Source organism: Arthrobacter sp. C152 (assembly GCF_054890965.1).
On the sequence record NZ_JBTZSU010000009.1, the window covers coordinates 124,721 to 139,204 of the forward strand.

Genomic DNA, 14,484 nt, shown 5'->3' on the forward strand with positions numbered 1-14,484 from the left:
GTTGAGTTCTCGGACAATGTTGTCTCCGGTGAGGGTGAGGTCCTGTTCTGCCAAGGCAGGGCGCGCGCCCATTGGGAAGAGTCCTGCGTCGGCGCCCACAGCCTCTCTCTCCTTAAAATGCGCGGAGGATGTCTTCGACTCGTTGTTTGGCGTCGCCGAAGAGCATCTGCGAGTTGTCGCGGAAGAACAGCGGGTTCTGGACTCCGGCGTAGCCTGCGGCCATGGAGCGTTTGAACACGACGACATTTTCGGCTTCCCACACTTTGAGGACCGGCATTCCGGCGATGGGGCTGCCGGGGTCTTCAGCGGCGGCGGGATTGACGGTGTCGTTGGCGCCGATGACCAGGACCACGGAGGTGCTGTCGAGGTCGTCATTGATTTCGTCCATTTCCAAAACGATGTCGTAGGGGACCTTGGCTTCGGCAAGGAGGACGTTCATATGCCCGGGCAGGCGGCCGGCGACGGGGTGGATCCCGAACCTGACGTTCACGCCCCGTTCGCGTAATTGGTGTGCGAGTTCGGCAACGGGGTATTGGGCCTGGGCGACGGCCAGGCCGTAGCCGGGGGTGATCACGACGGACGAGGCGTTGGTGAGCATTTCGGCTGTTGCCTCGGCCGTAATTTCACGGTGCTCGCCCTGGTCTGTGTCTCCTTTGCTGGCGGGTGCGGCGATGCCGAAGCCGCCGGCGATCACGGAGATGAAGGACCGGTTCATGGCCTTGCACATGATGTAGGACAGGTAAGCGCCGGAGGAACCAACCAGTGCACCGGTGATGATAAGCAGGTCATTGTTCAGCAGGAAGCCTGCCGCCGCCGCCGCCCAGCCGGAGTAGCTGTTGAGCATGGACACGACGACCGGCATGTCGCCGCCGCCGATTGAGGCCACCAGGTGCCACCCCAGCCCGAGGGCAAGCACCGTAACAGCGACGAGGAGCCAGAGCTGGGAGTCATTGACGTACCAGACGGTCAAGGCGACGAACATGGCGAGGGCGCCGAGGTTGATGGCATTTTTGCCGGGCAGCATCAGCGGTGAGGATTTCATCCGGGCCGACAGTTTCAGGAACGCGACGATGGAGCCGGTGAAGGTGACCGCTCCGATGAAGACGCCGATGAACACTTCGGCGTGGTGGACGTCCTTTAGTGCTCCGGTCAGGTCCGGGGCTTGAAGGTGGCCGTTCCAGCCAACGAGCACCGCAGCCAGGCCAACGAAGCTGTGCAGCAGCGCGATAAGCTCCGGCATGCCGGTCATCTCTACCACCCGGGCGCGCCAGAGCCCGATGGCACCGCCCACCAGGACCGCGGCGACGAGCAGGGCCAGGCCGGTCAGGCCGTGGTTTGTTCCCCAGGCGCCTTGAAGGGTCAGCCAGACCGTGGCAGCCAACGCGATCACCATGCCGGTGATGCCGTAGATGACACCGACCTTGGCTCTTTCGTGCTTGCTCAGCCCGGCCAGGCTGAGGATGAACAGCAGGGCCGCGACGACATAGGCCGCCCCCGCGATGGATTCCGTGGTCAGCGGACCAGAAACGGCGTCAGGCAAAGTAAGGCTCCTCGAGATTTTTTCTGCTGCTTCGGTGGCGTGGCTCATGAACGTGCCTTCCCGGCCGCGAACATGGCGAGCATGCGCCGGGTCACGGCGAAACCGCCAAAGATGTTGATGCTGGCCAGCAGGACAGCGACGGCCGCGAGGACCTGCACCACCGGGTTTTCGGAGGTGACCTGAAGCAGGGCACCGACCACGATGATCCCCGAGATCGCATTGGTGACAGACATCAGCGGGGTGTGAAGGGCGTGATGGACTTTCCCGATGACGTAAAAGCCCACCACGACCGAAAGCATCAGCACCGTGAAGTGCTGCGGCAGCGGCGCCGGGGCCACCGTATTGATGCCGAAGAGGGCCGCGATCCCCGAAGCGAACAAAACGGCCTTGCCCGCAGGACTGAGGCCTTCCTTCTTCTTCGGCGAACTTGTTTTTTCAGCCGTGGGCCCGGCCTGTGCGGCGGGAGCAGGGGCAGCGGAGACCTGCACCGGGGGCGGCGGCCAGGTCTTCTCACCCTCCCGCACCACCGTCACTGAACGCTGGACGACGTCGTCGAAGTCGATTCTCAGCTGCCCGTCCTTCTCCGGGGTGAGGAGCTTAAGAAGGTTCAACAGGTTAGTTCCATACAGCTGCGAGGCCTGAGCCGGCAACCGGGCCGGCAGGTCCGTGTAGCCGAGGATGACTACACCGTTTTCGGTGACGGTCCGCTCCCCGGCCACTGAGCCTTCCACGTTCCCGCCCTGGCCGGCAGCCATATCAACAATCACGCTGCCCGGCTTCATCGCGGCCACGTCATCGGCCGTGAGCAGCTTCGGCGCCGGCCGGCCCGGGATCAGGGCCGTGGTGATGATGATGTCCACATCCGCTGCCTGTTCGGAGTAGATCTCCGCTGCCCGCCGGTTGTATGCCTCCGAGGTTGCTTTGGCGTACCCATCCGAGGATTTCATCTCCTCCTCCACCTCTACCTTGAGGTAGGACCCGCCAATGGACTTCACCTGATCCGCGACCTCCGGCCGCGGATCCGTCGCGCGCACAATCGCGCCCAAGCTCGAGGCCGCACCGATCGCCGCCAGCCCGGCAACGCCTGCACCCGCCACCAGGACCTTTGCCGGCGGGACCTTGCCCGCCGCGGTCACCTGACCCGTGAAGAACCTGCCAAACTCATGGGCCGCCTCAATCACGGCACGATACCCGGCGATATTCGCCATCGAACTGAGCACATCCATCGACTGCGCACGCGAAATCCGCGGAACAGCGTCCAATGCCAGCGCCGTAATCGGACGTGCCGCAAGCGCCTCCACCAGTTCCGGCCGCAAACCAGGGGCCAACAGTCCAATCAGCGTCGCACCGTCAGCCAAACGGCCAATCTCCTCCTCCGAGGGTGGATTGATCCGCAGCACCACCTCACTGCCCCACGCCTCATCAGCACCCACCACCGAGGCACCTGCAGCTTCGTAGTCCTCATCACGGAAAGCTGAGGACTCCCCTGCACCCTTCTCGACTACAATCTCGTAGCCCAACTCCAACAACCGCTTCACCGTGGTGGGCGTCGCCGCCACCCGGCTCTCGCTACCTAACTCGGCGACAATGCCAATACGTGTCACTTACTGCCCTCTCTAAGATGTGGCGCCTGGACAATCTGATTTCGATCGCCGGGAGACAAACGGGGGTCACTGCTTTCAGATGAAGCATCGCCGGGAATGGATCCGCCGCCGGGGCCTGCCCGGATTTCGGGGTGCCTGTTGCGAAGGGCATGCGGACCCGGCGACGGAATTCTTTGAGTCCTAAACGGTGGCGAGCTGTTGGGGTTTGCCTTACCGCGAGCCTCGGTGATGTTGGGAGGCGGACTGACATCTTTGCAACCCTTTCCCCGCTTCATACCAGAGCGCTGGCACAGTCCGGTTCGAGGCATGCAGCTACATTGCGAAGACGTCGACTGCCCTAGAAGTAGTGGGGGAAGCGGGACCAGTCGGGGTCGCGTTTCTCAAGGAAAGCCTCCTTGCCCTCCACCGCCTCGTCCGTCATGTAGGCCAGCCTGGTGGCTTCGCCGGCGAAGACCTGTTGGCCGGCCAGTCCGTCGTCGGCGAGGTTGAAGGCGAACTTGAGCATCCGGATGGCCTGCGGTGACTGCCGGGCAATGTCAGCGGCGTACTCCAGGGCCACCTCTTCGAGCCGTTCGTGGTCCACGGCTTCGTTCACGGCACCCACACGGACCATGTCCTCGGTGGAATATTCGCGGGCCAGGAAAAAAATTTTCCGGGCAGCCTTCTGCCCGATCTGCCGCGCGAGCAGCGCCGACCCGTAGCCGGCGTCGAAGCTTCCCACCGTGGCGTCGGTCTGCTTGAACTTGCCGTGCTGCCGGGAGGCGATGGTGAGGTCTGCGACCACATGCAACGAGTGCCCGCCGCCGGCTGCCCAGCCGTTGACCACCGCGATGACCACCTTGGGCATGGTGCGCATCAGCCGCTGGACTTCCAGGATGTGAAGTCGGCCGGCCCTTGCGGGATCGATGGTTTCCTGGGTCTCGCCGTCGGCATAGCGATACCCGTCGCGGCCCCGGATGCGCTGGTCCCCGCCCGCACAGAAAGAGTGGCCGCCGTCCTTGGGGGAGGGGCCGTTGCCGGTAAGCAGGACGGTAGCTACATCCGGCGTCATCCGGGCGTGGTCCAGGGCCCGGTAGAGCTCGTCCACCGTGACGGGGCGGAACGCGTTGCGGACCTCGGGACGGTTGAAGGCAATCCGGACCGTGGGAAGGTCCCTGGTGGTGCCGTCCGCCGAACGCTTCACCTGGCGATGGTATGTCATGTCCTGAAAATCGAAACCGGAGACCTCGCGCCATTGGGCGGGATCGAAGGTGTCAGACACTTTAGCGGGGATTTCGTTTCTCATAGGTCCCTGGTTGTGTTGATAACGTTGATGGCGTTGAGCAGCCACGTAGAATTCGGCGGAGGGCTGATTTGAATCGCAACAGTCAGCTTCTCCAAATTCCCTCGGCTAAGTGGTCTCAGGGAAGCTGAGATGAGCATTGTCGATGAGACGAGTGGTTCCGACTCTGGCTGCGATCAGGAGTCGTGCATCCGTACCGCCGCTGTAGGGAGCGAGGTGGGCCGTTCGTAGTTCGACGTAGTCTGGTACTATCTGCGGTTGCGCTGCCAGTGTCTCCTGGGCGGCTTTCAGCGCAGCGCCGGGTCCATTCCCGGCGGCTGCTGCTGCCGCAGTGAGGGCCTGCGAAAGAGTGAGGGCAGCGGTGCGCTGCTCAGTAGTGAGGTAGCGATTGCGTGAGGACAAGGCCAGCCCATCGGCGTCGCGCCGAGTGGGCACGCCCACCACTTCAACGCCCATATTAAGGTCTGAAGACATCGATCGGACCAGGACCAATTGCTGGTAGTCCTTCTCGCCGAAGTAAATTCGGTCTGGCTTTACGATGTTTAGGAATTTGGCCACAACGGTGAGGACACCTGCGAAATGTCCCGGCCGGGTTCTACCTTCCAACTCGTCGCCGAGCGGCCCGGGGACGATAGTCACTACGTCTGCATCGCCTGAGGGGTACATCTCGTCCACGCTAGGTGCAAAAACGAGATCAGCGCCCGCCTCGCAGCTTTTAGCGACATCAGCTTCCAGATCACGCGGGTAGCGTGCGAAGTCTTCATGAGGGCCGAACTGCAGCGGATTGACAAAGATCGACACCACCACGGAAGTCCGGCCGTCCCGGCCGGCTTGGCGTATTAGTTCCTGATGTCCGCTGTGGAGGGCGCCCATGGTCGTAACCAGCGCGACCGACCGGCCTGCAGCGCGCAGCCGGGCTACGGCGGCGGCGAGAGAAGAGGGATCTTCATGAACAATCATCTGCCCTTCTTTGGATAATGCGTGCTGTTGCATTTATGCGTTCCTTAAAGTGATCGCGCCTGTTCCCTTGGAGCAGTGGGGTTCGGGCTTGATGGGCGACTCGAGCTCAGGGTGTGATGTACCCGTCAAAGTCATGCCCGCCGGGCAGGGGTCTTCGACGGGGCAAACTTGCTATTCCTGACGGCCGAGTCCTGAGCAAGTGGACAGGAGGATACCGCGGCCTAGGACATCCCGTGACAGAAGTCCTGCAGGGGCAGGCAGGGCAGCTGGCTAGTTGCCGGCCTTCTCTGTCGGACGAACTTCATCGGCCAGAGACCGAAGCCCGGGCCGCTCCTTTTCCTCCACGTAATCGTAGTAATACCAAAACAATCCGTCCCGGGTAAGCCACGATGCTAGCCGGCCATCACGATGCCGAATCGCGTGCAGTAATTCGTCATGATGCCGAATAGAAGCCAACATCTGTCCCCGGCTGTCCCCGGAATCAATGATTCTTTGCTGGATGAGGTTAAGGACGGATTCACGGACGGCCTCCCCGGAAAGCTCCAACAAAGCATTGCCGCTTGCACGTGCGACGATGCGGTGGAAATCGAAGTCAGCGGCGCTGAAATCCTTGTAACCCAACTCAATGCTCGCCCGCATGCGCGCATTTGCCCGTTCCAGTTCCAGGAGTTCCGATTCGCTTCGATTATTTGCTGCGAGCACAACCGCAGCGCTCTCGATAATCATGCGGAACTGTAACAAGGAGGCGAAGCCGACAATGTCTCCGGAGGTCAGCCTCGTCAACGATTTTTGTAAGGAGTGGGAACTCGCCGGGAGTACGACCGGCCCGCGCCGGTCTCCTAGTCGCGATTTGACCAGGTGGTTGCTTTCAAGCAATCGGAGGGCTTCCCTGACCGTTGGGCGGCTGACACCATATTGCTCCACGAGTTCCCGCTCGCTGGGGAGACGGTCTCCGGGTTTCAACTCACCCGACAAGATAGCGCTCTCTACGCGGCCAGCGATCACCTGATAGGCGCGGCCGGGCTGCGATGGCTCGGTGTTCACGCTTCCGCACCGTCCTTTCTTTCCACCTTGGTTCTCAGACCTCCCGGTCATGGGACTCTGCCCTATGAAGTTGGGGGATCGAACCGGCCGTCCACAGCTGTCCATCCGCCGTCAACATACAGTACCGTTCCGGTCACGTAACTGGCCGCGTCAGAGGCCAGGTAAACGACTGCGCCCGTTAGTTCGCTCGGCTGGGACCAGCGCCCCAGCGCGCCCTTGGTGGCATAGGCGTTGTACCATTCAGGGTTTGCCTTGATGGAATCGGTCAAAGGCGTGTCAACACACCCGGGCGCTACAGCATTTGCCCGCACGCCGGCCGGACCAAACTCCGCAGCCGCTGTCCGGAGCAGTTGCACCGTTGCTGCCTTGGTGGCGGCGTAGACGCCTTGTCCGGGTTCGACCACCACGTGGCGCACTGAGGAGAACCCGATGATACTCCCCTTCTGCTGGCGGACCATGTTGGCGCCAAAGGCGCGGATCAGGTCAAAGCTGGACCGGACATTGAGGTTTACGACGCGGTCGTACTCTTCAGAGGAGTAGTCGAGCAGCCTCTTGCGCACGTTGGTTGCTGCGGTGAAGAGCAGTGTTTCCACATCTGGGTGATCGGCAGCGGCAGCGAAGACGGCATCGGTATCGAGAACATCGAGTTCGTACGATTGGGCGTGCCCCCCTTCGTTTTCGATCAACTTTGCTGTGTGCTTGGCGGCATCTAGGTCTCGATCGGCGCAGATAACGTGGGCGCCATGGGCGGCCAACGCCAGCGAGGATTCACGGCCGATGCCGCTTCCGGCTCCCAGTACGAAGGACTTGCGGTCATCAAGTCGAAAAAGGTTGCTGTAGTTCACTTTGCGGTTCTCCTATCAGGGCGAATAACGGCCATGCGGGTTACGGTCAGTTCTTCCATTGCGAAGCGGGGGCCTTCACGTCCTGTCCCGGAATCCTTAACTCCGCCATAGGGCATGGTGTCATTCCGGTAGCCGGGAACCTCGTTGACGATCACCCCGCCGACGTCGAGCCCGTCAATTGCCTGGTAGGCCCTGGCAAGCGAGGCTGTAAAAACGCTCGCTTGCAGCCCGTAGCGGGAGTTGTTGACGAGGTCTATGGCTGCATCAAAATCGGGTGCGGAGCGAATACACACAACTGGCCCGAAGATTTCCTCATCCCAAACCTTTACACCGGACGGGACGTCAACGAGGACGGTAGGTTCGAGGAGGCCATCCTTGACTCCGCCGCCGAAGGCGATCTCGGCGCCGTTGCTCACAGCTTCGTCAATCCATTCTGTTACCCGCCGGGTTGAGTCTTCGTTGATGAGTTTGGCTACCCGAGTTTTTTCATTTCTGGGGTCCCCGACTACCACCTCTCCCATTCGCTCCACCACCCGTTTGGAAAGGTCAGTGATGATGCTTTCGTCAGCAACGATGCGTTGGACTGATATGCATGCCTGCCCGTTGCCGTAGAAGCCGCCGCGGATGACGGCGTCGGCGGCTGCATCCAGATCAGCATCCGATGCCACAATCAGTGCAGCGTTGGATCCGAGCTCAAGTAGTACCTTGCGCGGCGCGCAGTCCCGCGCAATTTGGTGTCCGACAGCCGCAGAACCCGTGAAACTGACAGCACCGATCCGGGGATCGCTGGTAAGGACGCTGCCGACTTCCGGGCCGCCTGTGATCATCTGAACAATGTCCTCGGTGACGTTCAGGGCCTGGGCGGACTGACGAATCAGGTGAACCAGCCATAGGGTCGACAAGGGGGTATTGGGTGCCGGCTTGCAGATAACAGCGCATCCAGCGGCGATGCTAGGTGCGATCTTGTGGGTGGCCAGTAGCAGCGGATAGTTGAACCCGGCGATACCGACAACCAAGCCAATGGGCTTGCGAGTCCAGTACCCGATCATTCCTTCTCCACCGGCCTGGATATCGAGCGGGACCGTCTCCCCATGAAGGGCTGAAATGGCCTCGGCGGCAGCGGCCCAGGTGAAGAGGGCGCGGCTGACCTCTGTTCGGCAATCCACAAGAGGCTTGCCCGTCTCTGCCACCAGCAGCTGTTCAAATTCCGAGCGGCGCTCCTCAAGGGTATGACGGACATCCAGCAGCAGCTGGCGGCGGGTCGCTGCAGGCAGGGCTGCAACCAGTGGCTGGGCGGTGAGGCCGGCATCAAGTGCTTGTCTCGCATGGTCGGTTGTGCCGACCGGGGCCTGCGCCACCTCGGAGCCGTCGTAGGGAAACGAAATGGTGGATGTACCGACGCCGTCGGTAACCCATTCTCCGGCAATAGGCAGTCCATTGGGGTAAGGGGGTTTGAAAAGGCCCACTGTTGAGTCCACTCCTTTGGGGTTCATTGTCGGCACTGGTAAGGCCGGTGATACCTAAAAGAATGCGCTAGTGAGTAGCCCCACGTCAAGCGCAGGGGTTTGAACCGGACTATTCGACGTGGCCAAAACGGGTCCTGCGGCCCTGAATGAGCGCCGTTATCCTCAATGCAATGGGCAAGAACTGTTGACGCAAGACTCGCATCTCGCGATACTTGAGTCTCTGGATCCAGAGACGGTATGAGTCCTCGGACTTGAGAAAATCCGAGCAGGCAGCTGCATTGCCTGCTGCATCTTCGGGATCCGGAGCGTTCCGCACAGGCGTGTAAGTGGCATCTCCAATGAGGGACCGGCCTTCAGAATGACGGCATCTCTTGTTGCGTCCGACACCAGTGGAGCATGACCGAAGAGATGCCGTCCACGGGGACGGCAAACTCTGGCGCGACTTCGATCTCACGAATTAGGACTCGATATTCTTGACTACTTATGACTTGGCCATCATTCATGGCGACGGCATCGGCCCGGAGGTCAACCGGGAGGCCGTAAAAGCGCTGCAAGCCGCCGCCAGCCGTTTCGGGTTTGGTCTGCAGACAACGGAATATCCGCTGGGTGCGCAGGCATATCTCGAGACGGGAACGCTGATTGACCCGGGTACAATAGACAGGCTCCGTGCCCACGACGCCATAATGTTCGGGGCCATGGGAGATCCCCGGGTAACCCCGGGCATCCTCGAACGAGGTTTGATCCTGCGGATGCGCCGCGAGCTTCGCCAGCAGGTCAACCTTCGACCGGTGCGTCTCTATCCGGGAGTCCCAACCCCCATCAGAGACCTCGAACCAGGCCGCTGCGATTTTGTGGTCGTCCGTGAGAATACCGAGGGCATGTACGTCGGCGGAGGTTCGACTGTCCATGCCGGGACCAGGAATGCCGTAGCACTGCAGGAATCCGTCAACACCGCCCAGGCCATCTCCGACGTCGTCGATTACGCCTTCCGCCTCGCACAGGCACGCCGCGGAAAGCTGACGCTCTGCCACAAGAAGAATGTCCTCGTCCACGCAGGTGAACTGTGGCAAAGCGTCGTCAACGAGCACGCGGCCCAGTACAGTGACGTCGAAGTCGACTACGTCCATGCTGATGCCATGTGCCAACACATGCCCATGAACCCCGAGCGATTCGACGTAATCGTGACTGACAACCTTTTCGGCGATATCATTTCGGACCTGGGCGCCACCATCCAAGGAGGCCTCGGCGTTGCGGCCAGCGCCAACCTCAACTTGGACGGCACCGCACCCAGCATGTTTGAACCCGTCCACGGGTCCGCGCCTGACATTGCCGGAAAGGGATGGGCAAACCCGGCGGCAGCTGTACTTTCCGCCGCACTATGCCTGGCATCCTTGGGCGAAGGTAAAGCAGCGCTGGTTCTGGAGAATGCAGCGGCCTCTGTGCTGGGTGAACTGCCTGCTTTGGCCGGAGCGGGTATGGGTGCAACGACGGTGCAGATCGGCGATCGTATCGCAGAGCGCATCGCGGACGAAACGGGCGTAGATTCCCAGATCGGAGAGACGTCCATCATGACGGCGATGGCCGCGATCTGACCCCCCGTTGTACAGCAGGCACCCAGTCAAGAACTCGGGATGCCTGCTGTACACGGCTAGAAGCATCGAGCGAGGGTTCTAGCCATCGGGCCAAGCCAGCCCCATACTTTTCATCCCCGCATGGGCGCCGATTCGCTAAGCGGGCGCCTGAAAATATTCGACTGAGGACTCACGCGGGGCGCCGCTGCGTAGCTGGTGGATCGTTTTCTCGATGTGGTCCCTGGCCAAGCGCTCGGCCGTAACACCATCCCCCAATTCGATCGCGTCCACAACTGCTGTGTGCTCATCGATGGCCCGCAGTGCACTGCTGGGCTCGATCATCGCAACGGGGGCAAATACCTGAGCTGTCATTCGAATAATGGAAGTCTGGGCAATCACGAACTCGTTGTTTGTCATTTGCACGATCATCTCGTGTAAATCGACATTCAGCTTTGAATATCCCCGGGGGTTCCAAGGGTCGACGGCCTTGCGCTGTGCAGCAATAACTTGCCGGAGATCACGAAGGCGTGCAGCCGAGACATTGCCCGCGGCCAAGCGCGCCGCTAAACCGTCGATAACAGCACGCAACTCGTAAGCTGCGAGCAGAGTCGTCGCATCGCCTGAAATGACTCTGACCCCCCGGCGGGAGTCAGACTTGATCAGTCCTTCTTGTTCCAGCCGGCGCAGCGCTTCGCGCAGAGGCGTCCGGCTTACGCCCAGTTCCTCGGAGAGTTCCTCCTGCTTTAGCCAGGCCCCTGTCGGGTACTGCTGCGAATAGATCCGCTCGCGCAGAAGCACCGTGATTTCGTCCACCAAAGGGACCCTGCGCCGGGCGGGAGCATCAACAAGGCCGTCGCCGCCACCGTGTTGGACTGACTGGGAACCAACCACCACTCACAACCTTTCGTTAGTACAAGCTTAGTCGAGCATGGAAGGCACGCGGACAGGCGCAGAGCCAGCAGATTGCTCCGGGCGCCGAACTGGGCTGCCGGACACGCGCAGACTCTTGTGATCTGAAGAGAGTGGCCGTCGGATTACTGGTCTTACCTGTGAAATACACACTTCGCCGTACGGCCTCCTCGCACAGAAGCGCGAATTCGGGAGTACTTCGGCCTATTGACATGTTCTATTCCGCAAGTCACAGTTATCATGGGGTTTGTGAGGGTTCTGGATCCAAAGAGTTCCGGTCACTTCCTACTATCGGCGCTCTAACCCCGAAACGCTGCGCGGCTCAATGTGGAGGATCGCGGCGATGGCGTTTCGGGAAGAGCTTTTGGCCTGGATTATAGCCTCCCTAACTCGCCATGAGATGGCGCTAAATCGCGCCCGCGGGCAACGAAAGAAGGTAACAGTGGCACTCGACAACGCCACCGGGTTCCTCGACGGGACGCCGGGACTCGAGCGAAGCACCATGCGACTTGTAACGTGGCGGCTTGGTCTGCTCCTGTTCGTCGTCTACATCCTTAACTATCTCGACAGAACCAACATCGGGATCGCAAAAGATCATCTCCAGACCTCCCTGGAGCTGAGCGAGGCGGCATATGGGCTTGGCGCTGGCTTGTTCTTCATCGGCTATGTGTTGTTTGAAGTACCGAGCAACCTGATCCTCTACCGGGTCGGAGCGAGGCTATGGATTACACGCATCATGGTTACGTGGGGACTCGCAGCCATGGGCATGGCCTTCGTGCAAAATGAGATGGCTTTCTACATTCTCAGATTCCTGCTGGGTGCCGCGGAGGCAGGGCTCGTGCCGGGTGTGATCCTCTACCTCACGCAGTGGATACCGTCCGCCCGCCGCGCCCGACTCATCGCGCTGTTCTATCTGGCCGTGCCGCTTTCATCAGCGTTCGGGTCCCCGTTGTCCGGCTGGCTGATGGGCTTCAATCCCTTCGGCGTCGAAGGTTGGCGCTTCATGTTCTTCCTCGAAGGAATTCCATGTTTGTTTGTCGCCGTGCTCGTACTTGCCTTCCTGACGGATACTCCCACCCGTGCAAAGTGGCTTGACGAACGCCAACGTAGGTGGCTGACGGCGGCTTTGGCAAAGGAAAAGAGTGAAGAGGATACAACTCACCAGTCAGGGACGCTGCGCCAGGCGTTTATCAACCCTCGTGTGCTTGGCATGGCAGTGGTGTTCTTTAGCATGATCATCCCAATCTACGCACTGGCGTTTTTTCTTCCTGCGATCATCAAACAGATGGGCACCTTCTCGATCCTTCAGGTAGGTTTCATCACTGCCGTTCCTTACATCTTCGCCTCTGTCGCGATGTTCCTCATCTCCCGGCGATCTGACCGAACAGGGGAACGTGTGCTGCATTATGTAGTACCGTCTGCCCTGGGCGCAGGTGGCTTGGTCATGGCTGCTCTGACTCTGGGTTCGGCACCCGTGGTTGCCATGGTCGGTTTCTGTGTCGGCGCGATCGGGTGCCTCTCAACCCTCCCTGTATTTTGGTCCATCACTCCCCGGTTGCTCACCGGAGTGGCCGCAGCCGGCGGCATCGCCCTGGTCTGCGCCATCGGGAACGTAGCTGGTTTCGTTGCCCCCTACATGGTCGGTCTCATCCGCGGTGAAAATGCGACGGCAGCGTCGAGTTCACAAGCGATCCTGGTTAGTGCCGGCTTCTTGCTGGTCGCGGCCGTCGGCATGCTTCTTGTCGGCAAATCCCTGGGCAAGGAACACGCCCACAAGTCAGAAAGTAACGCCAATGCATATTAGTCAGCAGCACTCAATCGGTCTGGTTGGAGCGGGGAAGGTCGGCATCGTTCTCGCAACAGCGCTGGTTCGCGCAGGTCACACCGTGGTTTCCGTGTGGGACCCGTCGCCAGCTGCCGTAGAGGGCGCGCGGGAAACACTAGGGGACTTCCAGGCAGCCTCAACGGTGGCTGAAGCTACCGCCGGAGCCGACCTTGTACTTCTCGCCGTGCCCGACGACGTCCTGCAAGGCCTCGCCCAGGCACTGGCCGCCGAGCGACAAGACTGGCTCGGCGTCAACGTCGTTCACGTCAGCGGAAGATACGGGGCTGCGGTGCTTAACCCCCTGGGGGACCAAGGAGCCTCGGTGATTGCACTGCACCCGGCAATGGCTTTCAGCGGAGACCGCGACACGGAACTGAGCCGCATTACCGGTGCTCGGTTTGCCGTCACGGCTGAAGATGGTGCGCGGCAGACCGCAGAAGGCCTCGTCCATGACATGGGCGGAATCCCCTTCAAGGTTGCCGAATCCGACCGGGTTCTGTACCACGCGGCTATGGCCCATGCCACCAATCACCTGGTCACTCTGATTGTTCAGTCATCGGCCATGCTCGCCAGCATCTCGGTCAACGACACCTCTGAAGTGCTTCGCCCGGCGCTGGCGGCAGCACTGGATAACGCCCTGCTGAAAGGCGCTGCCGGCGCCACCGGGCCGGTAGTGCGCGGTGACATCGGAACAGTCACTGAGCACATCCGTGCCCTCGCGGAACGAACGCCGGAAAGCCTTCCTGTGTACCGGGTAATGTCCGAAGCCGCAGCGGACATCGCTCTAACCGCGGGACGCATCTCGGAAGAGGTAAAACAGCAGATTGAGCAGATAGTTGGCGTCCCCTCCAACGTTCCCGAACCACTGCATGCCAGTCATCGAGCATAAGTTGGGTATTCCTCGCCACCCGTCCGACGCCTGACGGATACTTATTACCTCCTGCCGGCACTCCATCTACCTTTTCGGCAAGACCAAGAGGAATAGGAATCGATCCTGGACGCGGGTCGCTTTAGGAGCGAATCAGCTCAACACCCCAACGAGGTTCATAACGACTATTCGATAACGGTCGCCCGCACTCGTTCTATTGTTCACCTCAGCCCTATGGGGCGGATGTAGGGCAGCCGGATAGGCGCGGGGACACTCCGTTCTGCGCCCCGAGCAATAACGGCCGGGCGCCCCACCACTAGGGCGTCCGGCCACCCTAGTGCTGAAAACTACCTACGTATGCGCTCGTCACTGGCCGAGCTGTCTGAGGCGAGCCCATCGTTCCTAGCCAGCTCCATGAATTTGGTGGCCTCCACGGGCCGCCAACCGCTTTGGTTTCACCGCCAAACCAAGATTCTGACCTCGGATGTCAGCGGTCAGATGAAACTGGCACCAAAGCAGCCCAGACGTACCGTGAAGGCGCCCACACTCCAGACCATATGTCAGTGATGG

General features: G+C 60.8%; 11 protein-coding genes. 3 read left to right on the forward strand and 8 right to left on the reverse strand.

What is annotated here, in order from left to right:
- Window positions 1-112 precede the first annotated feature (112 nt).
- From pntB to ACYSM9_RS09305, 7 genes are all read right to left on the reverse strand, one after another.
- The gene (gene pntB / locus ACYSM9_RS09275; protein ID WP_461856684.1) at window positions 113-1,588 is read right to left on the reverse strand and encodes a Re/Si-specific NAD(P)(+) transhydrogenase subunit beta; all 1,476 of its coding nucleotides are present in this window, start codon (window positions 1,586-1,588) and stop codon (window positions 113-115) included.
- Window positions 1,585-3,144 carry a Re/Si-specific NAD(P)(+) transhydrogenase subunit alpha gene (locus ACYSM9_RS09280; protein ID WP_461856685.1) on the reverse strand — a complete coding sequence of 520 codons (1,560 nt, stop codon included), beginning with the start codon at window positions 3,142-3,144 and terminating at the stop codon, window positions 1,585-1,587. Before ACYSM9_RS09280 ends, pntB begins: the two co-directional genes overlap by 4 nt.
- A 337-nt stretch (window positions 3,145-3,481) precedes the next feature.
- A complete protein-coding gene (locus ACYSM9_RS09285; protein WP_461856686.1) occupies window positions 3,482-4,429 on the reverse strand; it encodes a 1,4-dihydroxy-2-naphthoyl-CoA synthase in 948 nt (315 codons plus the stop codon).
- Between the two features lie 105 nt (window positions 4,430-4,534).
- The gene (gene panC / locus ACYSM9_RS09290) at window positions 4,535-5,419 is read right to left on the reverse strand and encodes a pantoate--beta-alanine ligase (RefSeq protein ID WP_461856687.1); all 885 of its coding nucleotides are present in this window, start codon (window positions 5,417-5,419) and stop codon (window positions 4,535-4,537) included.
- A 237-nt stretch (window positions 5,420-5,656) separates the two neighbouring features.
- Window positions 5,657-6,430, reverse strand: coding sequence for a FadR/GntR family transcriptional regulator (locus ACYSM9_RS09295; protein WP_461856688.1), 774 nt, complete (start codon window positions 6,428-6,430; stop codon window positions 5,657-5,659).
- Window positions 6,431-6,492: 62 nt separating this feature from the next.
- Window positions 6,493-7,275: an SDR family NAD(P)-dependent oxidoreductase gene (locus ACYSM9_RS09300; RefSeq protein ID WP_461856689.1), complete on the reverse strand. Its 783-nt coding sequence runs from the start codon at window positions 7,273-7,275 to the stop codon at window positions 6,493-6,495.
- Window positions 7,272-8,741 (reverse strand): aldehyde dehydrogenase family protein, encoded by a 1,470-nt coding sequence (locus tag ACYSM9_RS09305; RefSeq protein WP_461856690.1) that lies wholly within the window; start codon window positions 8,739-8,741, stop codon window positions 7,272-7,274. The genes ACYSM9_RS09300 and ACYSM9_RS09305 overlap by 4 nt, the downstream gene beginning before the upstream one ends.
- A 473-nt stretch (window positions 8,742-9,214) precedes the next feature.
- Here ACYSM9_RS09305 and ACYSM9_RS09310 point away from each other — a divergent pair, with 473 nt between their 5' ends.
- Window positions 9,215-10,333 carry a 3-isopropylmalate dehydrogenase gene (locus ACYSM9_RS09310; protein WP_461856691.1) on the forward strand — a complete coding sequence of 373 codons (1,119 nt, stop codon included), beginning with the start codon at window positions 9,215-9,217 and terminating at the stop codon, window positions 10,331-10,333.
- A gap of 135 nt (window positions 10,334-10,468) precedes the next feature.
- Here ACYSM9_RS09310 and ACYSM9_RS09315 read toward each other — a convergent pair whose 3' ends face one another.
- Window positions 10,469-11,125: a GntR family transcriptional regulator gene (locus tag ACYSM9_RS09315; RefSeq protein WP_461856692.1), complete on the reverse strand. Its 657-nt coding sequence runs from the start codon at window positions 11,123-11,125 to the stop codon at window positions 10,469-10,471.
- A gap of 538 nt (window positions 11,126-11,663) precedes the next feature.
- On the opposite strand from ACYSM9_RS09315, the gene ACYSM9_RS09320 reads away from it, so the two are divergent.
- Window positions 11,664-13,025 (forward strand): MFS transporter, encoded by a 1,362-nt coding sequence (locus tag ACYSM9_RS09320; protein WP_461856693.1) that lies wholly within the window; start codon window positions 11,664-11,666, stop codon window positions 13,023-13,025.
- Window positions 13,015-13,935, forward strand: coding sequence for a Rossmann-like and DUF2520 domain-containing protein (locus ACYSM9_RS09325; protein ID WP_307090611.1), 921 nt, complete (start codon window positions 13,015-13,017; stop codon window positions 13,933-13,935). Before ACYSM9_RS09320 ends, ACYSM9_RS09325 begins: the two co-directional genes overlap by 11 nt.
- The last annotated feature ends 549 nt before the right edge of the window (window positions 13,936-14,484 follow it).